The following is a 25,629-nucleotide window of genomic DNA, read 5'->3' as shown; positions in this document are numbered from 1 at the left end:
CATGCGCTTCCTCTTCTACACCCATTCCCTCGTCTCCGACTGGAACCACGGGAATGCGCATTTCCTGCGCGGCGTCATGCGCGAGCTTCTGGCGCGGGGGCACGAGGCGCTCGCGCTCGAGCCCGCGGACGGCTGGAGCCGCACCAATCTCCTCGCCGATCAGGGGGAGGTGGCGGTCGAGCGTTTCGCACGCGATTTCCCGATGCTGCGGTCGCAGGTCTACGGGCCGGATTTCGCCCATGAGAAGGCGCTCGACGAAGCCGACGTCGTGATCGTGCACGAGTGGACCGATCCCGCGCTCGTCGCCCGCATCGGCAGGGCGCGGCGCGAGGGTGGACGCTTCACGCTCATCTTCCATGACACGCACCACCGTGCCGTCTCGGCCCGGCCCGAGATCGCGGCGCTGCAGCTCAAGGACTACGACTGCGTTCTCGCCTTCGGCGAAGCCTTGCGGCAGCGCTATCTCGCCGCCGGCTGGGGCGGGGAGGTGGCGACCTGGCACGAGGCGGCCGACACGCGGCTCTTCCGGCCGCTCGAGGAGGAGCGCCGGGGCGATCTCGTCTGGATCGGCAATTGGGGCGACGGCGAACGCTCGGCCGAACTCGCGGCGATGCTGATCGAGCCGGCCCGCCGGCTCGGCCTTGCCGGCGAGGTGCGCGGCGTGCGCTATCCGCCTGAGGCGCTGGAGCAATTGGCGACGACCGGCCTCAAGTACCGCGGCTGGATCGCCAATGCGGACGTGCCCGTCGCCTTCGCCCGCCACCGGGTTACCGTGCACGTGCCGCGCCGGCCCTATGTGGAGGCCCTGCCGGGCATCCCGACCATCCGCGTCTTCGAGGCGCTGGCCTGCGGCATCCCGCTCATCTCGGCCCCCTGGTCCGACAGCGAAGGACTTTTCCGCCCTGGCGAGGACTTCCTCGTCGCAAGCGACGGCGAGGCGATGGCGCGGATGCTCCGCGACGTGCTGCACGATCCCGCCCTTGCGGCATCGCTCGCCGCCTCGGGCCTTCGGACCATCCTGGCCCGCCACACCTGCGCGCACCGCGTCGACGAACTCCTCGGGCTGATCGCCCGCAGGGGCACGGATGCGGTGCGGCGCCAGATCCCGCTCATGGAGGCCGCCGCACGATGAAGATCGCCTTCTACGGTTCGAGCCTGGTGTCGTCCTACTGGAACGGTGCCGCGACCTATTACCGGGGCCTGCTCAAGGCGCTCGCCGCGCGCGGCTACGACATCACGTTCTACGAGCCGGATGCCTATGACAGGCAGAAGCATCGCGACATCGAGCCGCCGTCGTGGTGCCGCGTGGTCGTCTACGAGGCGAATAGCGATGCGCTGAAGGCGGTGGCCGGCCGCGCCGGCGAGGCGGATGTCGTCGTCAAGGCGAGCGGCGTCGGCTTCGCGGACGACGAAATCCTCGCGGCCGTGCTCGATGCCGCGGCGCCGGACGCCATCAGGATCTTCTGGGACGTCGACGCTCCGGCGACCCTCGCGGAGATGGCGCAGGACCCGGGGCACGCGCTGCACCGCGCGCTCGCACGGCTCGACCTCGTCCTCACCTATGGCGGTGGCGATCCCGTGGTGCGGGCCTACGAAGGCTTCGGCGCCGCCCGCTGCATCCCGGTCTACAATGCGCTCGATCCCGAGACGCATCATCCCGTGGCGCCGGACGAGCGCTTTTCCTGCGATCTCGCCTTCCTCGGCAACCGCCTGCCGGACCGGGAGGCGCGGGTGGAGGAGTTCTTCCTCCGCGCGGCCAGCCTCCTGCCCGGGCAGCGCTTCCTCCTCGGCGGCGCCGGCTGGGACGACAAGCCGCTGCCGGCGAACGTGCGCTCCCTCGGCCATGTGCCGACGCGCGACCACAATGCCTTCAACGTCACGCCGAAGGCGGTGCTCAACATCAGCCGGGCCAGCATGGCCGAGAACGGCTTCTCGCCCGCGACCCGGGTGTTCGAGGCCGCCGGGGCGGGCGCCTGTCTCATCACCGATGCATGGGAGGGGCTCGACCTCTTCCTGAAGGAGGGCGAGGAGGTGCTCGTCGCCCGCGACGGGCGCGACGTCGCCGAGGCGCTCGCCGCGTTGACGCCCGAACGGGCCCGGGCCATCGGCGAACGGGCGCGGGCGCGCATCCTCGCCGAGCATACCTACGAGCACCGGGCCGAGCAGGTGGACCGCCTGTTCCGCCGGTTTGTCCGGTCCCGCAACGTCGAGGCTGCCGAATGACCAAGCGCCTGTCCATCGCCGTGCTCGGCCTGTCGCTGTCCTCCTCGTGGGGCAACGGCCACGCCACCACCTACCGGGCCCTGCTGCGGGGCCTGGCGGAGGAGGGGCACGATATCCTGTTCCTCGAGCGGGACGTGTCCTGGTACGCCGATCACCGTGACCTGCCGAAGCCCGACTTCTGCCGGCTCGCCTATTATCGCAGCGTCGAGGGGCTGCGCCGCTTCCTGCCGGCGCTGCGTCGCGCCGATGCGGTCATCGTCGGCTCCTTCGTGCCCGACGGCGCCGCGGTCATCGACTTCCTTGCGAAGGCAGGCCTCGCCAACCTCAGCTTCTACGACATCGACACCCCCGTCACGATGCGGCGGCTGGAGCATGGGGAGGAGGACTACCTCGCCCGGCGGCAGGTGCCGCTCTTCGACATCTACTTCTCCTTCTCCAGCGGCGACGTGCTGGAGCGGCTCGAGCGCGAGCACGGCGCCCGGCGGGCGGTGGCGCTGCATTGCTCGGTCGATCCTGCCGCCTACCAGCCGACCGGCGAAGCGCCGCGATGGGACCTCGGCTATCTCGGCACCTACAGCCCCGACCGGCAGCCGGCCCTGGAGCGCCTGCTGATCGGGCCGGCGCGGCGGCTGCCGCATCTGCGCTTCGTGGTGGCGGGCGCGCAATATCCGCCTGACATCGCCTGGCCGGACAACGTCGAGCGCATCACCCATCTGCCGCCGGGCGAGCATGCCTCGTTCTACAGCCGGCAGCGCTTCACCCTCAACGTGACGCGGGCCGACATGATCGCCGCCGGATGGTCGCCGAGCGTGCGGCTGTTCGAGGCCGCCGCCTGCGGCACCCCGGTGATCAGCGACCGCTGGCGCGGGCTCGACGGGCTTTTCCCCGACGGCGAGGCCATCGTCATCGCCGACACTGGCGAGGATGTCGTCACCGCGCTGACGCGGATATCCGACGCCCGGCGCCGGCAGATCGCGGCAGCGGCGCGCCGGCGCGTCCTGGCCGGACACACCGGCAGGGCGCGGGCCCGCGAAATGGTGGCGGCGCTCGATACGACGGCGGTCGATCCGCTCCGCACGGTGGCGGCCGAGTGAGACGGCAGGAGATGGCAGATGGATGCATCGGTTCGTGGCAGGCGCGTGCGGACGGTTCTCGTCGCTGGCGGAGCGGGCTTCGTCGGGTCGCACCTGTGCGATGCGCTCATTGCCGAGGGCGCCAGCGTGATCTGCGTCGACAGCTTCGTGACGGGCCGGCGCGCCAACGTCGCCCCGCTCGACAACCACCCGCGCTTCCGGCTCATCGAGCATGACGTGAGCGAGAGCCTCGCGATCGACGAAGAGCTCGACGAGATCTTCAATCTCGCCTGCGCGGCATCGCCGCCGCGCTACCAGGCGGCGCCGGTCCACACGATGATGACGAGCGTGGTCGGCACGGCGAACCTCCTGACGCTGGCGGAGGAGCATGGCGCGCATTTCCTGCAGGCGTCCACCAGCGAGGTCTACGGCGATCCCGAGCAGCACCCGCAGCGCGAAGACTATCGCGGCAACGTCAACTGCACCGGCCCGCGTGCCTGCTACGACGAGGGCAAGCGGGCGGCGGAGGCGCTGTGCTTCGATTTCCTGCGCCTCGGCCGGGTCGATGCGCGGGTCGCGCGCATCTTCAACACCTATGGTCCGCGCATGCAGCCGGACGACGGCCGCATCATCTCGACCTTCATCTACCAGGCGCTGGGTGGGCGGCCGCTCACCGTCTACGGCGATGGCGAGCAGACGCGCTCCTTCTGCTTCGTCTCCGACCTCGTCGAGGGTCTCCTGAGGCTCATGCGGGTCGAACCCAACCCGGGCGCGCCGGTCAATCTCGGCAATCCCGGCGAGTTCACGGTGAATGAGCTGGCCCGTCTCGTCCGCGACGGAACCGGCTCGCCGTCAAGCGTCGTCTACCTGCCCCTGCCGGAGGACGATCCGCTCAGGCGGCGGCCCGATATCGGGCGGGCGCGCGACGTGCTCGGCTGGGAGCCGGTTGTGCCGCTCACAGAGGGACTCGATCTCACGATCGACTGGTTCAGGGTATCGGCGCGGGCGAACGGCGACAAACGGCGCCGCCAGCCCCGTCGTCTCAAGGAACGGGTGCAGCAGAGCAATGAAACTCAACGAACGATCTGACGCGACCGTCGACATCCGCCGCCGCATCGCCGAACTCGGCCCGTGGTTCCACAACCTGCGCATCCAGGGCGTGGAGACGGCGCCGGACCATTTCCTCGGCGATTATCCGGCCTTCAAATGGGCCCGCTTCGCCCATGCCCTGCCGCAGGACCTCGAAGGTCGCAGCGTGCTCGACATCGGCTGCAACGCGGGCTTCTACCTCATCGAGATGAAGAAGCGGAATGCCGGCCGTGTCGTCGGCATCGACGCCGATCCCCATTACCTCGAGCAGGCCGCCTTCGCCGCCGAGCAGACCGGCGTCGATGTGGAGCTCAGGCAGATGTCGGTCTACGAGGTGGGGCAGCTCGGCCAGCGCTTCGACATCGTGCTGTTCATGGGCGTGTTCTATCACCTGCGCCATCCGCTGCTGGCGCTCGACCTCATACACGAGCACGTGGCGGGCGACATGCTCGTGTTCCAGAGCCTGATGCGCGGCTGGGACACGGTGCCCGACCTTGCCGACGACTACCCCTTTGCCGAGTGGGATGCCTTCGAGCGGCCGGACTATCCGAAGCTCTTCTTCGTCGAGGAGCGTTATTCGGGCGATCCGACGAACTGGTTCATCCCGAACCGGGCTGCGGTCGAAGCCATGCTGCGCAGCGCCGGCTTCGTCATCACCGACCGGCCGGAGCCGGAGGTCTATCTCTGCAGGCGGGGGCAGCGGCATTACGCGGCCGAGCCGCCGCCCTTGTGATCGTCGGCAGCCGCCGGCGTCGCTCAATCCTGCTCCTTCTCGCGCCGTTGCCTCGTCAATGCCTCCTGGAGCTCGAGGGCAAGCACGAGCAGCCGCTCGGGCACCGGTTCGCGCTCGATTTCGTCGAGCAGCAAGCTGACGTCTCTCGCGCACGTCGCCGAGGCAGTCGGTTCCTTCATGTGCTTGCCGATCTTCTCGCCCATGGCGACCCTAACAATTGTTAATCACATGTGAGCCTCGGCCCTTGCAATCGCGATTGCAAGCGAAACATCACCATTTGCCAGAGATTTCAACGTGTTCCGATCTATCGGCCGGTATCGGGAAAATCTCCGCGCGGCGGGTGCTGGATCGGATGATCGCCCGGTGCCTGGCGGGGTGGAACATCCGTTTCGTCGGGATTGGGGTCAGGCACCTCGTCCGGCAGGCGATCGGGATCCGGCTCCTCCACGGGCGGGATGGGCCGGTGGGGCGGCGGCATCGGAATGGGCGGCTCCGGTCCGGGATCCGGACCCGGCCGCGGAGGTTCCGACATCGCGGCGACGGGTCTGCGGGGCATGGGGACGAAGGTATGAGACATTGGCATGTTCGCTTCCTTCAACGATCGTGGCGGCGGCGCGTCTCGGCCCCCGGGGAAGCTCGCGCCTCTAACCGCCGACACGGCGACCTGTTCCGGCCTCAGTTGCGGGGAAGGGCGTAGGCGATGACGTAGTCGCCTGCATCCGTCCCGATCGAGCCGTGGCCGCCGGCGACATGGACGACGAACTGTCGGCCGTCGGCCTCGTAGGTCATCGGCGTCGACTGGCCGCCGGCCGGCAGGCGCTGCTCCCACAGCGTCTCGCCCGTCGCCACGTCGTAGCCCCGGAGGTAATTGTCGATCGCCGCGCCGAGGAAGGCGACGCCGCCGGCGGTGATGATCGGGCCGCCGATGCCCGGCACGCCGATGCGGATGGGCAGGGGCACGGGCGCCGCGTCCCGGATGGTGCCGTTCTTGTGCCGCCAGGCGACCGTGCCGGTGCGCAGGTCGACGCCGGCGACATAGCCCCAGGGCGGTGCGTGGCAGGGTAGGCCGAGCGGCGAGGTGAACGGCTGCATGATCACGCCGTAGGGGCCGCCGACATTGAGGTTGAGGCCGGCCTCGCCGGCATTGGCGCGCGCATCGGGGCTGATCTCGTCAGCCGGTATCAGGCGGGAGGTGAAGGCGACATAGGTCGGCATGCCGAACATCGTCTGGTTCACCGGGTCGACGGCGACGGAGCCCCAGTTGAAGGTGCCGAAGTTGCCGGGATAGACGAGCGTTCCCTCGAGCGAGGGCGGTGTGTAGCGGCCCTCGTAGCGTAGCGACCGGAAGGCGATGCGGCAGGCCAGCTGGTCGAACAGGGAGACGCCCCACATGTCGCGGCCGCGCAGCGTCGACGGGTTGAAGGTGAGGGCGGAGACCGGCTGCGTCGGGGCGGTGAAATCCTCGGGGATGGCGCCGCCGGGGGCGGGCACCTCGCGCACGGGCAGGATCGGTTCGCCCGTCGCGCGGTCGAGCACGTAGATATCGCCCTGCTTGGTGGGGATGACGATGGCGGGTCGCGTGCCCTGATCCGTCGTCAAGTCGAGGAGGGCGGGCTGGGCGGGCACGTCCATGTCCCACAGGTCGTGGTGGACCGTCTGGAAGACCCAGCGCACCCGGCCCGTGCCGATCTCGAGCGCGACCACCGACGACGAGAAGCGCTCGACGGCGTCGCTGCGGCCCATGCCGAGCTGGTCGGGCGTCCGGTTGCCGAGCGGGACGTAGACGAGGCCGAGCTCCTCGTCGGCGCTCGAGACGGACCAGCTGTTGGGCGAGTTGGGCGTATAGGTCGCTCCGGGCGGAAGCGGCTCCGTACGCTCGGGATTGCCGGAATCCCAGTTCCAGACGAGCGCGCCGCTGCGGGCGTCATAGGCGCGGATCACGCCGGAGGGGGAATCCATGGCGTAGTTGTCGTTGACCGCGCCGCCGATGATGACGAGGCCCTGGGCGACCACGGGCGGGGAGGTGGAATAGTAATAGCCGCTCTTCTGGTTCGGCATGTTGGCCCACAGGTCCACGGCTCCGTCCTCGCCGAAGTCGGGACAGGTCCGCCCGGTCCGGGCGTCGAGCGCGATGAGGCGGGCATCCGACGTCGGCAGGTAGATGCGCGTGGCGCAGGCTTCGTCGGCGGCCTGCAGGTCGGTGCCGGCGAAATAGGAGACGCCGCGGCAGGTCTGGTGCTGCCGGTTCGGGTCGAGCGGGATCTCGGGATCGAAGCGCCAGCGCTCCTCGCCCGTCGCGGCGTCGAGCGCGATCGCGATGTGGTGCGGGGTGCAGAGATAGAGCAGGTTGCCGACCTTGAGCGGCGTGACCTGATAGGTGGTCTCCTCGACATCGTCCTCCCGGCGCACGTCGCCGGTGCGATAGGTCCATGCCACCGCGAGCTGGGCCACATTGCCCGGATTGATCTGCGTCAGCGGCGAGTAGCGCTGCCCCTGCAGGGTCCGGCCATAGTGATGCCAGTCCCCGTCGGGGACGGATCCGGCCTGCAGGACGGCCTCGCCCGCGCCGGCCGCCAGGGTGCCGGACTTCTCGTGCGGGTTCTGCGTCAGCGCATAGCCGGCGACGCCGATGGAGACGACGATGACGGCCGCCAGCGCGATCCGGCCGAAATCCCACCGGCGTCCGTCGCCCGCGGCCCACGGCAGCAGGAGCCACAGGCCGACGAGCACGGGGATGCCGCCGCGGGTGCCGAGCGGCCACCAGTCGAAACCGACCTCCCACAGGGCCCACGCGAGCGTGCCGGCGAGCACGAGGGCGTAAACCGTCCGGGCCGCCGGCTGCCGGACGAAGAGAAGGGCCGAGGTGACGAGGCAGGCGAGGCCGGCGATGAGGTAGTACCAACTGCCGCCGAGGGCGACGAGCCAGCCGCCACCGAAGGCCAGCGCCGCTCCCATGACGAAGAGGACGATTGCCGAGAAGACCGCCATGTCGTTTCCCTTGCCTCGCTTCGCATGCATGCGCCGTGTGTACGGCGCCCCCCGAACAAGGCCGCCCCGGAACTGTTCCGAAATCGCCGCGGCGATGCCGATCCCGTGGGAACAGAAGCGACCGCGCGCCGTTCTGGGAAAGGTCGCCCGGACAACAGCGCGAAGGAGGTCCATCGCCATGCCCGACCGTGAAGCGGAGCTCGAGGAACGCATCCGCCAGCGCGCCCACCGCCTGTGGCGGGAAGAAGGCTGCCCTCCGGGCGGCGAGGAGCGCTACCGGGAGATGGCGAGCGAAATCATCGCCATCGAGGACAGCCAGGCCGACACGCTCGAGCCGAACCCGCTGACCCATCCCCAGGAGGCCGAGACGCCCGTCGAGCCGGTCGAGGCCGTCGAGAATGCCGGCGAATTCCCGACCTTGACCGATCAGGGCGAGGGCGAGGCCGTTCCCGCGCGGCGGGAGCCCGCCCCGGCGCCGCTGCCTACTCCCGACGAGGAACAACGCGAAAAGGGCACCGGCACCGATTCCGCCAAGGACGGTAGCTGACAAGGACCATGGCTAAGGCGTGCGGCCGGGTCCTTGGCGGGACCGGCCGTCGAGCCGCAGCTCGATGGCGGCGATGACGGCCGCGAGCCTGTCCGCCGCCTCGCGCAGGCCTTCAAAATCTCCCCGCAATGCCTTGAGACCGTAGCGTTCCTGCTCGATCTCCGTCTGCGTCCGGAAGCCGAGGCGGCGCAGGACGGGCACGGGTGGGCACCAGCCCTGGATGGCGTGCTGGAAGAGGAAGGCGGTGACGAGGGCGGGCAGCAGGAGCCATTTGCGGCTCGCCGTGATGCCGAGGACGAGCCCCGTGAAGGCGAAGGCCGAGGCATTGGCTTCCAGCAGGCGCTCCACGTCCCATTCGGCGTCGAGCTCGTCGAGCCGGTTGTCGATCTCTTCCGGATGGGCGGCGAAGTGGCTGAACCTGCGGGCGGTTTCCAGCGCGATCCGCCGGTTGATCTCTTCATCCGTATGAACGGGAACGCGGTCGACGGTGTCGGGCATCATGGCGGCGGTTCTCCGGGCGGTGGAGCCGCCCCAACCCCGCGCCGGAACGGATTGTTCCCACGCGCTGCTCCCGCCGGCCTGCCCGCATCATCCGCCGCTCTTCGGCACGATGCTGAGGGAGCCGCTCGGCTCCAGGATGGCGAATTCGATCTCCTCCAGCCGCTGCAGGCCATGCTTCTGGCGGGCCGCCTCGAGCACGTCCTCGACGCTGACGCGGGCGCGCCGCAGCGCTTCCGCGTCCGGCTGGCCGCGGCTGATGAGCACCGTCGGCGCGCCGTCCATCAGGAGGGCGGCACGGGGCGACCACTGCTTGACGTAGGACAGCGCGACATCGGTCGTGAATAGGGTGATGATGAGGAGGATGGCGTTGATCATGGAAAAGTCGTCGCCGAGCAGCGCCTGCTGGGTCGTCTCCGCGATGATGAGCAGGAGCACGAAGTCGAAGGGCGTCGCCTGCGCCAGGGAACGCCGCCCCGACAGGCGCAGCACGATCAGCAGCACGAAATAGATGGCGATGCCGCGCAGGACCGTTTCCATGCGGTGCTCCTACGGCAGGATGAGGGTCGTCGCCGTGATGGCGGGGCCGTCGAGGCCGATCGCGTAGCGCGCGAGCCCGGCCCGCCGGGCGCGGGCATGGATCGTCACCCGGTGCGGGGGAGCCGCCTCCGCCGGAAATTCCAGCGCCCGCGCATCCGGCAGGAGAAGCGAGCGCTGCGGCTGGGGCTGGATGTCCTCGATCTGGAAATAGTCGGCAAAGCTCTTCGAGATGACGAGCCGGTGCATCGGCTGTTCCTCGTTGAAGACGATCTCGAACGTCTCGGGCGCGTCGAGCCGCGCGATGCGGGGCAGATCGGTCTGCCCGCCGCCGGCGGCGAGGCTGGTGCGCGCGAGGGGACCGCTCGCGCCGGTGAGCCCGGCGAGCGCCACGGCGATGATCGCGGCGAAGACGATCCAGGCCCAGCGCTCGGCGGTCCAGAACCTGCGCTGGAAGGCGCGTTCCTCGTCGAGCTGAAGGCCATCCGGCCGCAGCGGCGGTACCTCGAGCTCCGGCGGCTGTCGCTTTCGGGCGTTCATCGTCCGCTCCGCCATGGTCACTCCGGATGTGGGACATCTCTCATGCCCGGCGGCACAGAACGGCTGGCGCAGCAGGAAAGTTCCTCGGAACGAAAGCGCGCCCGCTCCATTTGAAGGGATGTGTTCCGGATTCTGACCTACAACGTGCATTACTGCCGCGGCACCGACGGCCGCGTGTCGCCCACCCGCATCGCCGAGGTGATCGCCTCGTGCCGGCCCGATATCGTCGCCCTGCAGGAGCTCGACGTGGGGCGTGCCCGCAGCGGCCGCATCGACCAGGCGCGCGAGATCGCCCGCGAACTCGGCATGCACATGCTCTTCCACCCCTCGATCGAGGTGATGGAGGAGCGCTACGGCAACGCCGTCCTCAGCGTGCGGCCGGCGAAGCTCGTCAAGGCCGGACCATTGCCGGGCCGGCCGGGAGCCGAGCCGCGTGGCGCGCTCTGGACGACCGTGCAGCTCGGGGGGGCGACCCTTCAGGTCGTGACCACGCATCTCGGGCTGCGCCGTCCCGAGCGCCTCCTGCAGGTGGAGACCCTGCTCGGGCCGGACTGGCTCGGCCATCCGGCCTGCCGGGAACCCTTCATGCTGCTCGGCGATTTCAATGCCGTGCCACGCTCACGCGCCTATCGGAGCCTTGCGATGCGCCTCGACGATGCTTCGGTCGCCGTGGCCGGACGGAGGCGTATCGCCACCTTCCCGAGCTGGCTGCCGGTGGCGCGCATCGACCATGTCTTCGCCTGCGGCATCGAGGTGTTGCGCGTGGAGACCTTGCGCGGCCGCCTGGCGCGGGTCGCCTCGGACCACCTGCCGCTCCTCGTCGAGTTCCAGATCGCGGCGGCACGCGAGAGGCCGGCCCGGGCCAACGCGCTGCAGACGGCCTGACAGGGCGATGGAGGGAGCGGCCGTGCAACACGATGTTGCCGCAGAGGGACGGGAGCCGCGCCGCGGCGGGGCGGCCCGGCCCCTGTGGCGCCGCTGGCAGACGTGGGCCGTGCTGGCGGCCGTCACGCTGGCCGGCGTCCTCCTCTACCGGACGCTCAGCCGCTACAGCATGGAGGAACTCGTCGCCTCGGTCGCCGCCGTGCCGATGGCGCGGCTCCTCGGCGCCGCGGGCTTCGCCGCGGCGAGCTATCTTTGCCTGACGGGCTTCGATTTCCTGGCGCTGCGCTCCGTGGGCCGGCCGTTGCCCTATCCCAGAGTGGCGCTCGCCTCCTTCATCAGCCTGTCCATCGGCCACAATATCGGCGTCGCCTTCCTCAGCAGCGGGGCGGTGCGCTACCGCTTCTATTCGCGCTGGGGGCTCGGCGCCGCCGATATCGCGAAGGTGATCCTCTTCTGCGGCGTCACCGTGGGGGTCGGGCTCGCCACGCTCGGCGGCATCGCGCTGCTGCTGCGGCCCGGCCTGGCGCAGGACGTGACGGGCCTCGGCCGCTCGCTCGCCTTCGCGGTGGGCATCGGCTGCATCTGTGTGCCGCTCGCCTATCTCGGGCTGGCGGCTTTCGTGCGCCGGCCGGTCGGCATCGGCCGATGGCGTCTCGCCCCGCCGCGGCCGCTGCTGGCCCTTGCCCAGATCGCCGTCGGCGCCGCCAACTTCGCCTGCGTCGCCGGCTGCCTGCACCAGGCCATCTCCGCCGTTGTCGAGACGGGCTATCTCGAAGTCGCGGCCGTCTACGTCATCGCCAATGTCACGGCGCTCATCAGCCACGTGCCCGGTGGCCTCGGCGTCATCGAGAGCGTCGTTGCCTTCCTGATGCCGCGGGCTGACCTCATCGGCGCGCTGCTCGTCTTCCGCTTCGTCTATTTCCTTGCGCCGCTCACCCTGGGGCTCACTCTGTTCGGCGCGACGGAGCTCGTATTCCGGGCGAAGGCTTCGGGCGCTACCGCCGCCGGGGAACGAGGGCGCCGAGAATCCTGAAGGGCCGTTCGGGGTCGAGCAGCCGCGTGCCGATGATCGGCCGCCGCGGGCCGCGCTGGTGCATCGCCTCGAAGGTCGCAAGGCCGCGCGGGCGCGTGTTGAGCCGCTCGATGGCTGCGATGAGCGAGCCGTCGTGCCCGGCGATCTCCGCGGCGACCTGCGCCTCGTCGGTGCCGAGATGCTCGGCAACCAGGGCGTTCCGCAAGCGGGCGATGCCGTTGCGCGTCTTGGCGTCCTGCGCCTCGACGGCGAGGTCGCATTCGGTGTCGAGGCCGATGGATCGGTTGTTCAGGTTCGAGGAGCCGATGCGCAGGAAGACGTCGTCCACGATGACGAGCTTGGAGTGGACGAGGATCTGCCGGCGCCGGCCGTCGTCATGCGGCGTGCAGGGATAGTAGACCCGCAGGCGGTCGTTCTTGTCGGCCCGCCGCAGGCGGCGGATCAGGCGGTCGCGGTTCATGCCCATGACGAGGCGCTCGGTCAAGCCGCGCGACTTGCGGGTCAACAGGATGACGACCTCGGGACCGTCCGGGCGCCGCAACTGCCGCTCCAGCACGTCGCCGACAGCGGGCGCCGTCAGGTACTGGGCCTCGATGTAGATGGTCCGGCGCGCAGCCGCGATGGCATCGAGCGTCAGATTGGCCGCCTCGCGCACCTCCTTTTCGCCGTTCCAGGCGGGAAGCGTGCGCGCGATGGCGACCGGGACGCGCTCAAAATGCGGCGCAAGGCCCGCCGGCCATGCGTCATCCGCGCTGTCGGGGCAGGGGGGCAGGGGCTCGCCCGTCGCCAGGAACCAGCGGCTGCGGACGAGCTTCATCACGGCCGCAGCCGCCTCGCCGTCCACCACCATCTGGATGTCGTGCACCGGGTCGTAGGACGAGCCGTCGGGATGTTGCCGCAAGGGTTCGTCGGCCGCATGGGCGGAGGTATCCCAGCGTCCCACGGTGAGGTCGATGCCGCCGACGAAGGCGAGGCAGTCGTCGATGCAGACGAGCTTCTGGTGATGGGCGGCATAGAGCGGGTGCTGGGTGTCGAGCTTCAGCCGGATGCGCGGGTGCTCCTGCCAGGCGGCGCCGAAGATGAGCGGTCCCGAGGCGCCGGGGGCGTGCACCACGGCCGTGCTCCAGACGAGGATGTCGACCTCGAGCTCCGGCCGTTCCTCCACGAGCGCGCGCAGGAACGGTCCAAGCGGCGGAGAGGCATCGGGGTCGACCTGCGGGCGCAGGCGGATGCGGCCGTCGAAATCCCAGCCGACGATGCGGATGGAGCGGCGGGCGGCGCGCAGGGCCGCCTCGAGCTCGCGGAAATAGGCGGCGCCGTCGACCAGCACCGCCATCCGGCGGGCTTCCGCCAGGCGCCAGAAGTTGCGTCCCGGCGCGAGGATGCGGTGTCGCGGCATGTCCCGGCCATCGAAAGCCGCCGGCTGTTCCACCTGTGGTGAGCGCTTGAGCATGGGCCTTGGTGTTCGCATCGGCTTCCGAAGCAACGAAGCACCATGGGGAAGGTTCCCTCGGCCGGCAGAATGGCTGCTGCCGGCTGCGGGGCCCGCCTCATGCGACGCCCCGCATTCTCGTCGTCGCCCGGCCCGCGTAGCGCTCGATCATGGTGGCGCAGAAGGCGGCGAATTCCTCCTTCACCAGCGGCGGGCTCGTGTGGTGAGGTGCGATGCCCCGGTGCTCGGGCGTAAAGCAGAAGGTCAGCGTGACGTCGAAATCCTCCAGCGCCGCCATCTGCCGGTCGAACCAGGCGAGCGCGTCCGGGCGGAAGCTGTCGGCCCATGACAGGCCCGTGCGCACCGACCGGACGCCGAGCCGCCTCAGCCACGTGACCGCCTCGTCGAGCCGCGGGTCCTCGAAATGGAACCACTGGCAGATGCCGAATTCGGGCGTGTGGAGGGCGAATTCCTCGAGCGCGGGCTTCGGCGTGCCGTCCTCGCGGATGAGGCCCATGTAGAAATGGCGGTAGTAGGAGGAGCCTTCCGCCTCCCTGTGGCGCGTGGTGGCGCCCCAGGCCTGCGGCAGGTCGAAGAGGCTGTACCACTGGATGCGCGGTGCGCGGCCCTTGAGCAACTCGGCCGTCCGCCTGAGACCCCACAGCTGCACCTCCTCGGCGCCGAAGGTGGAGACGCCGACCTCGCTGATCCAGACGGGCAGGTGCGTCAGGGCCTTGATCTCGTCGACCCTCTGCGGCCATTCCCCGATCTGCCACAGGTTCCAGTCGAGCGGGAAGCCGTGCACGGCGATGGCGTCGACATGATCGAGCACGCCCTTGCCCTGCATGTTGCGGATGAACAGCGGGTCGATCGGCGAGATGCCGCCGAGCACGGTCACGATATCCGGATTGGCATCCTTCACGGCATCGGCGGCGACGATGGCCATCTCGGCGAACTGAGACCAGTCGGGATCGATCTCGATGTCCCAGTGGGACTTGTTGTTCGGCTCGTTCCAGATCATCGCAGCTTCGATCATCGATGGTTTCTCCCGCATCAGGTCCATTGCTCGAGCCCGGAGGCGACGCGTCCTCCGGCAGCGGCACGCCGGCGCCCGGCGGGCGCGCCGGCGGTCGCGTGCACGCCCGCTTCCGGCTGCCGCGGCGGCGCAAGGAGGCGGTGGGCCGCGCGATAGCCCTCGAGAGTGCCGACATCGACATAGTGCTCGCCGGCCTTGACGCCGGCCGCCGCTCCGCCGCGGGCGAGATAGGCATTGACGAGGGTGCCGAGATATTCGTCACTGCCGTCCCGCGCGAGCCACAGCCGGCGCAGGTCGTGCAGGATGTGGCCGGGCATGCGCAGCGCGCCCCAGATCCAGTTCGTTGCCGGGGCGGGTTGCTTGACCTCGATCTCGAGAACGCGCCCCTCCGCGTCCGTCCGCACGGCGTCGAAGGCCTGCGGCCGGTCGACCGGGAAGAGCAGGAAGGACAGGCGGTCGCCGGGAAGCTCCCGGAAGCCGTCGGCCGGGAGCCAGACGGTGTCCGGCAGGCCGACGAGCACCTCCTCGTCGGGCGCGATGAAGGGGGCGGCGCGGAACACCGCGTCGCACAGCCCGACCGGCTCCGGCTGGACCACATAGGCGATGGCGGCGGGACCATAGCTGCCGCCGTAATATTCCATGATGTCGGACTTGCCGGGCGCGATGACGAAGCAGAGCTTGTCCGCGCCGCCGCGGATCATGCGCTCGCACAGATATTCGCTCACCGCGCGAGGACGCTCGGCGCCGCCGTCGAAACGGCTGCCGACCGGCAGCAGTTCCTTGGAGAAGGCCAGCGGCTGGATGCGGCTGCCGCAGCCGGCGGCGGGAATGATGCCCCACATGGTTCAATTCTCCTCGGTCTGCAGCATCGGCGCGGCGCGCGAGGGACCACGTGCCTCCTCGAGGAGGGCTTCCAGTTCGTCCACGCGCCGGGCCGACGTGTGCTCGGCGAGGACGCGCTCGCGCGCGGCCGCGGCCATGCGCCGGAGCGCGGCATCGTCCGTGTCGAGCGCGGAAACGACGTCCTCGGCGCGCGCGGCAACGAGGATCTCCTGCCCCGGGCGGAAGAAGGCATCGAGCCCGGCCCAGGCATCGGAGAGGATCGGGACGCCGCAGGCCGCAGCCTCGAAGAGGCGGCCGGAGGGGCACCAGCCCATGCGGGCCATCGCCTGGCGCGTGATGTTGAGCGTCAGCCGCGACGACGAATAGAAGGCCGGGTGCTCACCCGGCGGCAGGTGGTAGACGAAGAAGATGTTGTCGGTCCAGGGAAAGTCCTGCGGATATTGCGCGCCGGCGATCACGAAGCGCTCCTGCGGCCGCTCCCGGGCGGGCCGGAGGAAGAGCTCGACGAGGGCCTCCTGGCGGTCGGCGGCATAGGTGCCGATGTAGGAGAGCGCCGCCCGGTAGTCGGCTCTCGGCTCGGCGGGGCGGTGGACGTCGGGATCGACATGGCCGAAGAGCGGGCGCGCCATGCGGGCGCCGAGCCTGTCGCGCAGCGCGGCCAGTGCTTCGCCGCCGGTGTAGCTGAGGACGAGGTCGAAGTCCTCGAGGCCGCGCGGCCCGATGTAGGACAGGCTCTCGCCGCGCTGCAGGGCGGACAGCGTCGCGGGCGTGTCGAGGTCGTAGAACAGCTTGAGGGGCCGGGAGGCGGCAAGCACGAGGTCGGCCGCGGCGATGCCGTCCGGGCAGTAGGACGTCACCATGGCGACGTCGGCATCGGCGAGGTGGCGCTGCGCCACCGGCTCGATGGCCTCCCAATCATCGAAGAGGACGATCTCGGCGCCGTCGATGGCGAGGAGATCCCGGGCGCGGGCATAATAGGGCACGTCGCGCTCGAAGAAGACCACATGCCAGCCGCGGCGCACCATGGCGTGCACGAGGCCGCGCCAGAGCGTCGCGTGCCCGTTGCCCCAGGAAGAGGTGATCGTCAGGCCGAAGATCACGACTTTCAATGGATCGCCTCCTCGGGCTCCGTGCAGCCGGGCTCGTTGAGGGTGAGGATCGTGCCGCCCTCGGCCTCCACGAGCAGGCTCGTGATCGAGACGGGGTCGATGTCGAAGAGGTGGATGTGCTGGAACGGCAGGTCGAGGTAACGGCAGATGCAGGCCTTGATGACGTCGCTGTGGCTGACGACGCCGATGCTGGTCCCCGGCGTCTGGCTCGCCAGGGCTTCCAGCAGCCCGGTCGCTCGGGCGGCCACGTCGGCCATCGTCTCGCCGCCCGGCGTGCGGGCGCTATCGCGCCGGGCGTTCCAGACCCGCCAGCGCGGATCGCGGTCGAGCGCCTTGAAGGTCTGGCCGGCCCAGGAGCCGAAGTCGATCTCGTCGAAGGCGGGTGCCACCCTGACGGCGAGGCCCGTCGCGTCGGCGATGGCCTGCGCCGTCTCCAGGGCCCGCGGCTGGGGGCTGCTGTAGAGGCTGTCCAGGCCCACGGCGGCCATGCGCTCGCCCAGAACCTCGGCCTGGGCCCGCCCGATCGCGGAGAGGTGCACGCCCGGCAGGCGCCCGGTCAGGATCTTGCCGACGTGGCCGTGGTCGGCATGGCGCAGGAGATGGACGATCGCAGTCACGACCGTGGCCCGCTCGTCTCATCCTCGCCGGCGACGAAGGCGAGGGTGCGCGCCCTGGCCTCGCTGTCGGTGAACTGTTCCGGCGGGGATTTCATGAAATAGCTCGACGGCCCGACGAGCGCGCCGCCGATGCCGCGGTCCATGGCGAGCTTGGCGCAGCGCACGGCATCGATGACGACGCCGGCGGAATTGGGCGAATCCCAGACCTCGAGCTTCACCTCGGCGCTGATCGGCACGCCGCCGAAGGTCGTGCCCTCCATGCGGATGTAGGCCCATTTGCGGTCGGTCAGCCACGGCACGTGGTCGCTCGGGCCGACGTGGATGTTCTCGGGGGCCATGGGCACGCCGAGCTGGCTCGTCACCGCCTGCGTCTTCGACAGCTTCTTCGATTCCAGCCGCTCGCGCTCCAGCATGTTCTGGAAATCGGTGTTGCCGCCGAAGTTGAGCTGGTAGGTGCGGTCGAGCCGCACGCCGCGCTCGCGGAACAGGTTGGTCAGCACCCGGTGCACGATGGTGGCGCCGAACTGGCTCTTGATGTCGTCGCCGACGATGGGCAGGCCGCGTTCTTCGAAGCGCCGGCGCCACTCCGGCCGCGAGGCGATGAATACGGGGATGCAGTTGACGAAGGCGCAGCCCGCCTCGAGAGCGCGCTCGGCATACCAGAGCGAAGCCTCCTCCGAGCCGACCGGCAGGTAGGAAACGACGACGTCCGTGCCGCTGCTGCGCAGCACCTCGGTGACGTCCGCGACCGGTTCCGACGATTCCGGCACCACGTCGCGCAGATAGCGGCCGATGCCGTCGAGCGTCGGCCCGCGGGCCACGGTGACACCCGTCGGCGCCACGTCCGCAAAGCGGATGGTGTTGTTGGGAGGCGCGAAGATGGCCTCGGCAACGTCGCGGCCGACCTTCTCGGCGCTGACGTCGAAGGCGGAGGAGATGGCGATGTCCTCGACGCGGTAGCCGCCGATGTCGCTGCTCATCAGCCCGGGGATCGGCGTGTTCGACTGCGCGTCGCGGTAGTAGCCGAGACCCTGCACGAAGGACGAGGCGCAATTGCCGACGCCGACGATGCCGACTCTCAGAGCGGATTGCTGCATGCTGTCACCTCCGTACGCGGCCGCCCCGGCGGACCGAATGTCCGCTCCGAACAACGTCGCTCCGCTCTTGTTCCAGAGTAGATGCTCGGTGCCGGCGCCGAAGGGGGGCGGGAGAAGGAACATCCGCGCCGCGAAGCCGTTGAGCGAAGGGACCATTTCGCAGGGATCAGCCGAGGAGCAGGCCATGGCCGAGCGCCCGGTCTGGAAGGGCCAGCTGCGGTTGTCGCTCGTCTCCATCCCGGTGGAGATGTATTCGGCGACGAACACGTCGGCGCGCATCTCCTTCCGCCAGATACACAAGCCCTCGGGCAAGCGCGTGCAGTACCAGAAGGTCGTGCCCGGCGTCGGGCCGGTGAAGAACGACGATGTCTGGAAAGGCTACGAGGTCGAGGACGACGAATATGTGCTGATCGATCCGGACGAGATCGACGCCATCAGGCTCGAGACGAAGAAGACGCTCGAGCTCGTGCATTTCGTCGATGCCTGCGAGATCCCTCCGCTCTACTTCGACCGTCCGTATTTCCTCGCCCCCACCGACGAACTGGCGGAAGACGCCTTCCGGGTGGTGCGCGACGCGCTCGCGGAGACGCGCAAGGCGGGCCTCGGCCAGCTCGCCATGCGCGGCCGGGAATATCTCGTCGCCGTGCGGCCGTGCGGCAGCGGCCTTTTGGCGGAGACGCTCCACTACGAGGAGGAGATCCGCAAGACCGACGCCTTCTTCTCCTCGATCTCGCGCAAGGCCGCCGAGAAGGACCTGCTCGAGGTCGCCAAGCAGCTGATCGACCGCAAGAGCGGCCCCTTCGACGCGAGCGCCTTCGAGGACCGCTATGCCGAGGCCATCCGGACCCTCATCGACGAGAAGGTCAAGGGGCGCAAGCCGAAGCGCGTGAGGGCCGAGGAGGAGGCCCGGCCGCGCGGCGGCAATGTCGTCGACCTGATGTCGGCCCTCAAGGAGAGCCTCGAGAAATCCGGCAAGCAGCCGTCGGCGCAGAAGAAGCCGCCGGCGCAGAAGAAGCCGGCCGCGAAGGCGGCCCCGGCCTCGCGGCGCAAGAAGTCGGCGTGAGGGGCCCATGGCCGAGGCGCGGCATCTCCTCAGGGAATACCGGGAGCGGCGGGATTTCACCAGGACAGCCGAACCCGACGTCACGGCCGAGGCCGGCACCGGCGAGGGGCTGCTCTTCGTCGTGCAGAAACATGCCGCGACGCGCCTCCACTACGATTTCCGCCTCGAATGGCAGGGCGTTCTGAAGAGCTGGGCGGTGACGCGCGGCCCGAGCCTCGACCCTGCCGACAAGCGGCTCGCGGTGCGGACCGAGGACCATCCGCTCGCCTATGGCGACTTCGAGGGCATCATTCCCAAGGGCCAGTACGGCGGCGGCACCGTGATGCTGTGGGACCGCGGCACCTGGGAGCCTGTCGGCGACCCTGACGAGGGCCTGCGCCGCGGCAAGCTGACCTTTCGCCTCCACGGCGAGCGGCTGTCGGGCGAATGGGCCCTCGTGCGCATCGCGCCGAAGCCGGGCGAGAAGCGGGAGAACTGGCTGCTGATCAAGCATCAGGAGGAAACCTCCGGCCGACGCCGCCCGCCGGACATCCTGGCGCGCCATACCCGCAGCGTCGCCTCCGGGCGCACGATGGAGGAAATCGCCGCTGGGGGGCGCACGATCGCCCCCGAGGACGTCGCGCCCAAGCGGCGCGCCCGGCGGCCGGCGGCGAAGGCTGCGGAGAAAAAGGCCGGCAAGGGCGGCCGGGGCGGGCATGCGCTGCCGCGCTGGGTGGAGCCGCAGCTCGCCACGCTGGTCGACGCCGCGCCCGAGGGCGGGCAATGGCTGTCGGAGATGAAATACGACGGCTACCGCGCCCTGGTCGCCATCGGCGGCGGCACCTGCCGCGTCTATACCCGCAACGGCAAGGACTGGACCGATCGCTTCCCCGAAATCGCGCAGGCGGCCAGCCATCTCGACACGTCGGGCACCCTGATCGATGGCGAGATCGTCGCCTTCGACGAGAAGGGCAAGACCGACTTTTCCACCCTGCAGGCGGCGTTGCAGGAGGGCGGGAGAGGGCTGACGTTCTTCGCCTTCGATCTCCTGTGGCTCGACGGCGAGGACGTCCGCGGGCGTCCCCTCACCGAGCGCAAGGACCTGCTGCAGCAGCTCCTCGGCGAGGCCGGGCCGCCGCTCATCTATTCGGCGCATGTCGTCGGCAATGCGTCCGAGGTGAACCGGCGGCTGTGCGCGGCCGGGCACGAGGGGATCGTCGCCAAGCGGGCGGAGGACGCCTACCGCTCCGGCCGCGGGCGCAGCTGGCTGAAGGTGAAATGCGGAGCGCGCCAGGAGTTCGTCATCGGCGGCTACAGGCCGAGCGACAAGAAGGGCCGCACCGTCGCCTCCCTGCTGATCGGCGTCAACGAGGGAGGCAAGCTCGTCTACAAAGGACGGGTGGGGGCCTTCGAGGGCGACCATCTGGCGCGGCTGGAGCAGCTCCTCGCCAGCCGCGGCCGCAAGACCTCGCCCTTCGCCGAGTTGCCGCGCGACATCGCCCGCCGGGCCCGCTTCGTGCGGCCGGACATCGTCGTCGAAGTCGGCTTTACTGAATTCACGCGCGAAGGCGCCGTCCGCCACGGCGTTCTGAAGGGCATCCGCGAGGACAAGCCGGCGCGCGAGGTGGTGCTGGAGACACCCAGGGGGACGGCCATGCAGGAGCACGAAGCGCGGGATGTCATCGGCGGCATCAGGCTGTCCAACCCGGACAAGGTGCTCTTCGCCGAGCAGGGCGTGACGAAGGCCGATCTGGCGGCCCATTACGAGCGCGTGGCCGGGCGGATCCTGCCCTTCGTCTCGGAGCGTCTCCTCAGCCTCGTGCGCTGTCCCGAGGGGGCCGGCACACAGTGCTTCTTCCAGAAGCACGGCAACAAGACCGTGGCCCGCGAGCTCAAGCGCCGCGAGATCACCGAGAGCGACGGCGAGCGCGGCGTCTATCTCTATGTCGATGATCTCGCGGGTCTCGTCGCCGGCGTGCAGATGGGGACGCTCGAATATCACATCTGGGGCTCGCGCATCGATCGCCTCGACCAGCCGGACCGGCTCGTCTTCGATCTCGATCCCGACGAGGGGCTCGACTTCGCCGCCGTGCGCGCCGCCGCCTTCGACCTGCGCGAGCGGCTCGCGGCGCTCGGCCTTCAGACCGTGCCGCTGCTGACCGGCGGCAAGGGCATCCATGTCATCGCCCCCCTCGTGCGCCGGGCGGACTGGCCGATGGTCAAGGCCTTCGCCCGCGGCTTCGCCCGGCTCATCGCCGGGGAAGAGCCGGACCGCTATGTCGCCCAGGCCTCGAAGGCAAAGCGCGCCGGCCGCATCTTCGTCGACTGGCTGCGCAACGAGCGCGGCTCCACCGCCATCGCGCCCTATTCGACGCGGGCGAAGAAGAACGCGCCGGTCGCGACGCCGGTGGGCTGGGAGGAACTGCGGACCCTCGACACCGCCCAGGCCTTCACCATCGCCGACATGGAGAGGCGCCTGTCGATGCCGGATCCCTGGGCGGGTGAAGCCGAGGGGCGCCAGGCGATCACGAAGACCATGCTCGGGAAACTGGGCGCCGAGGAGGGCTGAGAAGGAGCCGGGCCGCGTCATCGGGCCGGGAACAGTCCGCTTGGGGAGTGGTTGGGAGGCACACGCGCGTCTCCGGGCGCCCTTTCGCAACAGCCCGCAAGCAAGGTGAGTCCCATGAAACAGGCACGACCGACGCAGGTGCCGCCGCCCGAAGCGCCGGCGACCGTGGAGCGTCTGCGGCGCGACATCGACCTCGGAAAGACGGGGGACAAGGTGCCCTTTCCCGACCCCGCAGCCGCGCCGCTCGGCACCGACGACGAGGCGGCCGGAACGCCCGTCACGACTGCGGAACTGCACGCGGAAAGCCATGCCCTGACGCCGCAGCCTTCCTCGCCACCCCACAGCCGCCGCGCCATCATCGTCGCGGCCGCGATCGCCGGTGCGGCCATCGTCTTCATCATGGCTGTCGCGGCCCTCGGGTGAGGAGCCGCGACAGGCAGTGGGCGGGGCGTGATGAATTCGTTTCGGGTCGCGCTGTCGTGTGCCCACGGCGGACCCCGGAAAAGGGGCCCAGCCGGCGTCCGCTACGTCGCAGACCAGGGGAAGGGGGGATGGGGGCGACGCACCACCGCCGGCTGGACTTCAACCAACCATCGGCGAAGGGCGTTGTTCCGCTCCGTGATGAAAAAAATAGGATGAAAAATTCGGCGGGTCGCCCGGCGGCATGCTCCCCCGGCTCCGGAACCTTTCCAGCCCCGCCAGGGTTCGGAGGGCATTCACAGCCGCGCCCTGCGACAGCGTGCAGGGCAGGCTGTGCCGGACCTCAACGAGACTAAGAAGGGGCACGGACAATGCCGAGAGAACGTTCCCCCTGGTACGGCGACGACCGGGAGTATTTCGAAACCGACGACCTGCGCTATCGCGACCGTGACTACGGGCCGATCAGCGAGGATGAATGGGCGCGGCAGGTGCGCCGCAACAACCCCTACGAGGACTATTACGAGCGCCGCTACGGCCGTGGCTACAACGAGTGGCCGCGCCGCGACCCGCGCTATGACCTCGCCCCGACCGGGGCCGGGCGCTATTCGGCCCTCTATGAGGGCACCTACGGCACCGGCGGGCGCCGCCAGCGCCAGCCCTACGGCGGACGGGAACACTACGCGCGCGACTATCGTGCTCGCCGGCCCGAGGAGCGCGACTTCTGGGACAAGGCGAGTGACGAGATCTCGTCCTGGTTCGGCGACGAGGAGGCCGAGAGGCGCCGGCGGCAGGACCAGTACCGCGGTCACGGCCCGAAGGGCTACACCCGCTCGGACGAGCGCATCAAGGAGGATGTGAGCGACCGCTTGAGCGACGACCCCTCGCTCGATGCATCGGGCATCGAGGTGAGCGTCGAATCGCATGAGGTGACCCTCTCCGGCGAGGTCTACAGCCGCTACGACAAGCGGCGGGCCGAGGATATCGCCGAGGACGTGTCGGGCGTCACCCATGTCCAGAACAATCTGAGGGTGAATGCCAGAGCGACAGGCCCGGACACGGGCGTGAACACGACCTTCTGACACTTTCCGGATCGGCAGCCCGCCGTCCTGCGCCGGCCGGCTCGCGGCCGGCGCTTTCGTGAGACGCCATGCTCGCCCATGCGCAAACGGCTTCCGTCCTCCCGCCCGATCCGCCCGCCAGCGCGGAGGCCGCCGATCTTCTCTACATCAACGACGGGGAGCCGGGCATCCGGCGCAGGCGCGCCGGGCGCGGCTTCTTCTATGTCGATGCCGCCGGCCGGCGTGTCGAGGACGAGGCGACGATGGCGCGCATCCGCAGCCTCGCCATTCCGCCTGCATGGACCGACGTGTGGATCGCCCCGACGGGCCGCGGCCATATCCAGGCGACGGGGCGGGACCAGCGCGGCCGCAAGCAATATCGCTATCATCCGCTCTGGACCGCCTGCCGCGACGAGGTGAAATACGCGACGCTCGCCGCCTTCGCCCGCGCCCTGCCGCGGATGCGCCGGCGGGTGCGGCGCGACCTCGCGCTGAAGGGGGTGCCGCGCGAGCGGGTGCTGGCCGCGGTCGTATGGCTGCTCGACCGCGCCATGATCAGGATCGGCAACGAGACCTACCGGCGCCAGAACAAGAGCTTCGGCCTGACCACGCTGCGGGCCCGCCATGTCGCGGTGCGCGGCGCGTCGCTGCGCTTCGCCTTCCGCGGCAAGTCCGGCAAGGAATGGAACCTTCGGATCGAGGACCGGCGCATCGCCAAGGTGATCCGCAGCGTCCAGGATCTGCCCGGGCAGCACCTCTTCCAGTATCGCGACGAGGACGGCAGCCGCCGCCCGGTCGCCTCCCAGGACGTGAACGACTACATCCGCGCCGCGAGCGGCGGCGAGCCCTTCAGCTCCAAGCAGTTCCGCACATGGGGCGGTACGGTGCTGGCTGCGCGCCTCCTCTCCGGGACGCCGCTGCCGGAAACGAAACGTGAAAGGGCGCGGAGCCTCAACGAGGTGATCGACGCGGTGGCCGCCCAGCTCGGCAACACGCGCGCGATCTGCCGGCGCTGCTACATCCATCCCGGGCTGATCAGCGCGTGGGAGGAAGGCCGGCTCGCCGAGGAACTCGCCGATGTGCGCGCCGGGCTCGGCCGCCCGCCGGCCGGGCTTGCCAGCAACGAGGCGGTGGTGCTCGCCTGGCTCGAGCGGGAAGGGGGATAGACAGCCTCAAGCGAGCCACATGAGGAGCAGCGGCAGGATGACGGCGGCGGCGAGGCCCGCGATGAAGATGGCCCGCCGCAGGGGCGTGCGCAGGATGATCTCACCCTGGCGGACGTCCTCGGCCGAATAGACCTTCTGCTCGCCGTCCTGCGTTCCGCCCCCGTCGCGCCGGTCTTCGTTCATCTCTGGCCTCCTTGCCGGCCGAACGGGTGGCGCATGCGAACGTTCCCCGGAACATTCACCGGGCCCGCCGGTTGGGCTCGGCGCATCGAGCAGGGAGCACGACATGCATCTCGGCAGACACCGCGGGCACAGGCGGGATACGTGGGGCGCCAACCTGGGTGCCAACCTGGGCGTCAACTGGGGAGAGGGTTCGACGGTAGGCACCTGGGGCCGCCAGATCCGGGACCATCTCGCCGGCGGGCGCCACCATCGGAACGACGGGCACGGGCACGGGAATGCGGTGCTCGTGATCGCCTTCTGCGCCCTGGCCGCGGGCGTTGCCGCGTTCGCGATCACGCGCGGCAGCTCCATGCGCAACAACCGGCGCATCGACGCGGGCGATGCCCCGCGCCACACCGTGCGCAGGCGCCGTCTGCCAGGGCGCCACAACGCCGTCCATGTCGGGCGCACCGTGACCATCAACCGGCCGCGCAAATATCTCTTCTCCTTCTGGCGCGACTTCTCCCGCCTGCCGCAGTTCATGGAGAACGTCCAGTCGATCACCGTCATCGACGACAAGCGTTCGCGCTGGGTGGTCAAGGGGCCCGGCGAGATGGATGTGACCTTCGAGACGGAGATCACGGAGGAAGTCCCCGGCGAGGTCATCGCCTGGCGGTCCAGCGACGACGCGGACGTCAAGCACAGCGGCCGCATCCTCTTCCGCGACGCGCCGGACGGGCGCGGCACCGAGGTGGAGGCCGCCATCACCTATGTGCCGCCGGGCGGCAGGCTCGGCCAGCTTCTCGCCAAGCTCGCCGGGCGCGAGCCCGAGATCCAGACCCGGCGCGAGCTCAAGCGCTTCAAGCAGCTGATGGAAACCGGCGAGATCGCCGACGCGGCCCCGCGTCCGGCCGCCAGAGCCTGAAGGAGGA

At 69.9% G+C, this 25,629-nt stretch carries 26 protein-coding genes; 14 read left to right on the top strand and 12 right to left on the bottom strand.

All coding sequences use genetic code 11. The features are described 5' to 3' along the window. The first annotated feature begins 1 nt into the window (after window position 1). The 5 genes from GGR16_RS07495 to GGR16_RS07475 are packed head-to-tail and all read left to right on the top strand — an operon-like array spanning window position 2 to window position 5,118. Window positions 2-1,132 (top strand): CgeB family protein, encoded by a 1,131-nt coding sequence (locus GGR16_RS07495; RefSeq protein ID WP_183316151.1) that lies wholly within the window; start codon window positions 2-4, stop codon window positions 1,130-1,132. Further along, window positions 1,129-2,223 carry a CgeB family protein gene (locus GGR16_RS07490; RefSeq protein WP_183316150.1) on the top strand — a complete coding sequence of 365 codons (1,095 nt, stop codon included), beginning with the start codon at window positions 1,129-1,131 and terminating at the stop codon, window positions 2,221-2,223. The genes GGR16_RS07495 and GGR16_RS07490 overlap by 4 nt, the downstream gene beginning before the upstream one ends. After that, window positions 2,220-3,317, top strand: coding sequence for a CgeB family protein (locus GGR16_RS07485; protein WP_053193957.1), 1,098 nt, complete (start codon window positions 2,220-2,222; stop codon window positions 3,315-3,317). The genes GGR16_RS07490 and GGR16_RS07485 overlap by 4 nt, the downstream gene beginning before the upstream one ends. Window positions 3,318-3,335: 18 nt before the next feature. Continuing rightward, entirely contained in the window at window positions 3,336-4,385 is a 1,050-nt protein-coding gene (locus GGR16_RS07480) for a UDP-glucuronic acid decarboxylase family protein (protein ID WP_183316149.1), read from the top strand. Next, window positions 4,363-5,118: a TIGR04290 family methyltransferase gene (locus GGR16_RS07475; RefSeq protein WP_019401680.1), complete on the top strand. Its 756-nt coding sequence runs from the start codon at window positions 4,363-4,365 to the stop codon at window positions 5,116-5,118. Before GGR16_RS07480 ends, GGR16_RS07475 begins: the two co-directional genes overlap by 23 nt. A 23-nt stretch (window positions 5,119-5,141) precedes the next feature. Here the strand turns inward: GGR16_RS07475 and GGR16_RS07470 are convergent, their stop codons facing one another. After that, the gene (locus GGR16_RS07470; protein ID WP_019401681.1) at window positions 5,142-5,321 is read right to left on the bottom strand and encodes a hypothetical protein; all 180 of its coding nucleotides are present in this window, start codon (window positions 5,319-5,321) and stop codon (window positions 5,142-5,144) included. Between the two features lie 472 nt (window positions 5,322-5,793). Further along, on the bottom strand, window positions 5,794-8,106 hold the full coding sequence (locus GGR16_RS07465; RefSeq protein ID WP_183316148.1) for a glucose/quinate/shikimate family membrane-bound PQQ-dependent dehydrogenase: 2,313 nt from the start codon (window positions 8,104-8,106) through the stop codon (window positions 5,794-5,796). 178 nt (window positions 8,107-8,284) lie between these two features. On the opposite strand from GGR16_RS07465, the gene GGR16_RS07460 reads away from it, so the two are divergent. After that, entirely contained in the window at window positions 8,285-8,653 is a 369-nt protein-coding gene (locus tag GGR16_RS07460) for a DUF2934 domain-containing protein (RefSeq protein WP_183316147.1), read from the top strand. A 12-nt stretch (window positions 8,654-8,665) separates the two neighbouring features. Here the strand turns inward: GGR16_RS07460 and GGR16_RS07455 are convergent, their stop codons facing one another. The 3 genes from GGR16_RS07455 to GGR16_RS07445 all read right to left on the bottom strand — a co-directional run bounded on the left by GGR16_RS07455 (window position 8,666) and on the right by GGR16_RS07445 (window position 10,228). Beyond that, window positions 8,666-9,154 carry a DUF2892 domain-containing protein gene (locus GGR16_RS07455; protein ID WP_183316146.1) on the bottom strand — a complete coding sequence of 163 codons (489 nt, stop codon included), beginning with the start codon at window positions 9,152-9,154 and terminating at the stop codon, window positions 8,666-8,668. Between the two features lie 87 nt (window positions 9,155-9,241). Continuing rightward, window positions 9,242-9,691 carry a DUF421 domain-containing protein gene (locus GGR16_RS07450; RefSeq protein ID WP_183316145.1) on the bottom strand — a complete coding sequence of 150 codons (450 nt, stop codon included), beginning with the start codon at window positions 9,689-9,691 and terminating at the stop codon, window positions 9,242-9,244. Between the two features lie 9 nt (window positions 9,692-9,700). Next, entirely contained in the window at window positions 9,701-10,228 is a 528-nt protein-coding gene (locus GGR16_RS07445) for a hypothetical protein (RefSeq protein WP_156332809.1), read from the bottom strand. Between the two features lie 120 nt (window positions 10,229-10,348). On the opposite strand from GGR16_RS07445, the gene GGR16_RS07440 reads away from it, so the two are divergent. Then, entirely contained in the window at window positions 10,349-11,113 is a 765-nt protein-coding gene (locus GGR16_RS07440) for an endonuclease/exonuclease/phosphatase family protein (protein WP_183316144.1), read from the top strand. A 22-nt stretch (window positions 11,114-11,135) separates the two neighbouring features. After that, on the top strand, window positions 11,136-12,146 hold the full coding sequence (locus GGR16_RS07435; protein WP_245258862.1) for a lysylphosphatidylglycerol synthase domain-containing protein: 1,011 nt from the start codon (window positions 11,136-11,138) through the stop codon (window positions 12,144-12,146). Here GGR16_RS07435 and GGR16_RS07430 read toward each other — a convergent pair. The 6 genes from GGR16_RS07430 to GGR16_RS07405 all read right to left on the bottom strand — a co-directional run bounded on the left by GGR16_RS07430 (window position 12,109) and on the right by GGR16_RS07405 (window position 18,280). Continuing rightward, entirely contained in the window at window positions 12,109-13,545 is a 1,437-nt protein-coding gene (locus GGR16_RS07430) for a phospholipase D-like domain-containing protein (RefSeq protein ID WP_246372851.1), read from the bottom strand. The genes GGR16_RS07435 and GGR16_RS07430 overlap by 38 nt on opposite strands. 151 nt (window positions 13,546-13,696) lie before the next feature. Then, window positions 13,697-14,614 (bottom strand): glycoside hydrolase 5 family protein, encoded by a 918-nt coding sequence (locus GGR16_RS07425; RefSeq protein ID WP_019401358.1) that lies wholly within the window; start codon window positions 14,612-14,614, stop codon window positions 13,697-13,699. 17 nt (window positions 14,615-14,631) lie between these two features. Next, window positions 14,632-15,456 (bottom strand): sugar phosphate nucleotidyltransferase, encoded by an 825-nt coding sequence (locus tag GGR16_RS07420; RefSeq protein WP_019401357.1) that lies wholly within the window; start codon window positions 15,454-15,456, stop codon window positions 14,632-14,634. A gap of 3 nt (window positions 15,457-15,459) precedes the next feature. After that, window positions 15,460-16,566, bottom strand: coding sequence for a CgeB family protein (locus GGR16_RS07415; protein WP_183316142.1), 1,107 nt, complete (start codon window positions 16,564-16,566; stop codon window positions 15,460-15,462). Beyond that, window positions 16,563-17,183: a histidine phosphatase family protein gene (locus GGR16_RS07410; RefSeq protein WP_019401355.1), complete on the bottom strand. Its 621-nt coding sequence runs from the start codon at window positions 17,181-17,183 to the stop codon at window positions 16,563-16,565. The genes GGR16_RS07415 and GGR16_RS07410 overlap by 4 nt, the downstream gene beginning before the upstream one ends. Then, window positions 17,180-18,280 carry an inositol-3-phosphate synthase gene (locus tag GGR16_RS07405; protein WP_183316141.1) on the bottom strand — a complete coding sequence of 367 codons (1,101 nt, stop codon included), beginning with the start codon at window positions 18,278-18,280 and terminating at the stop codon, window positions 17,180-17,182. The genes GGR16_RS07410 and GGR16_RS07405 overlap by 4 nt, the downstream gene beginning before the upstream one ends. 184 nt (window positions 18,281-18,464) lie before the next feature. On the opposite strand from GGR16_RS07405, the gene ku reads away from it, so the two are divergent. From ku to GGR16_RS07380, 5 genes are all read left to right on the top strand, one after another. Further along, a complete protein-coding gene (gene ku, locus GGR16_RS07400; RefSeq protein WP_183316140.1) occupies window positions 18,465-19,343 on the top strand; it encodes a non-homologous end joining protein Ku in 879 nt (292 codons plus the stop codon). A gap of 7 nt (window positions 19,344-19,350) precedes the next feature. After that, window positions 19,351-21,891, top strand: coding sequence for a DNA ligase D (gene ligD / locus GGR16_RS07395; RefSeq protein ID WP_183316139.1), 2,541 nt, complete (start codon window positions 19,351-19,353; stop codon window positions 21,889-21,891). A 114-nt stretch (window positions 21,892-22,005) separates the two neighbouring features. Beyond that, window positions 22,006-22,314, top strand: a complete 309-nt coding sequence (locus GGR16_RS07390; RefSeq protein WP_019401351.1) for a hypothetical protein — start codon at window positions 22,006-22,008, stop codon at window positions 22,312-22,314. A gap of 368 nt (window positions 22,315-22,682) precedes the next feature. Continuing rightward, the gene (locus tag GGR16_RS07385) at window positions 22,683-23,390 is read left to right on the top strand and encodes a BON domain-containing protein (protein ID WP_183316138.1); all 708 of its coding nucleotides are present in this window, start codon (window positions 22,683-22,685) and stop codon (window positions 23,388-23,390) included. Window positions 23,391-23,458: 68 nt separating this feature from the next. Continuing rightward, window positions 23,459-24,535 (top strand): DNA topoisomerase IB, encoded by a 1,077-nt coding sequence (locus tag GGR16_RS07380; protein WP_183316137.1) that lies wholly within the window; start codon window positions 23,459-23,461, stop codon window positions 24,533-24,535. Window positions 24,536-24,541: 6 nt separating this feature from the next. Here GGR16_RS07380 and GGR16_RS07375 read toward each other — a convergent pair whose 3' ends face one another. Next, window positions 24,542-24,718 carry a hypothetical protein gene (locus tag GGR16_RS07375; RefSeq protein WP_183316136.1) on the bottom strand — a complete coding sequence of 59 codons (177 nt, stop codon included), beginning with the start codon at window positions 24,716-24,718 and terminating at the stop codon, window positions 24,542-24,544. 103 nt (window positions 24,719-24,821) lie between these two features. Between GGR16_RS07375 and GGR16_RS07370 the strand changes: the two genes are divergently transcribed. Then, window positions 24,822-25,622, top strand: coding sequence for an SRPBCC family protein (locus GGR16_RS07370; protein ID WP_246372849.1), 801 nt, complete (start codon window positions 24,822-24,824; stop codon window positions 25,620-25,622). Window positions 25,623-25,629 lie beyond the last annotated feature (7 nt).

Source organism: Chelatococcus caeni (assembly GCF_014196925.1).
Classification (GTDB): Bacteria; Pseudomonadota; Alphaproteobacteria; order Rhizobiales; family Beijerinckiaceae; genus Chelatococcus_A; species Chelatococcus_A caeni.
The sequence above is the reverse complement of the archived record's forward strand: the minus strand, read 5'-3'. Positions and strand labels throughout refer to the sequence as shown.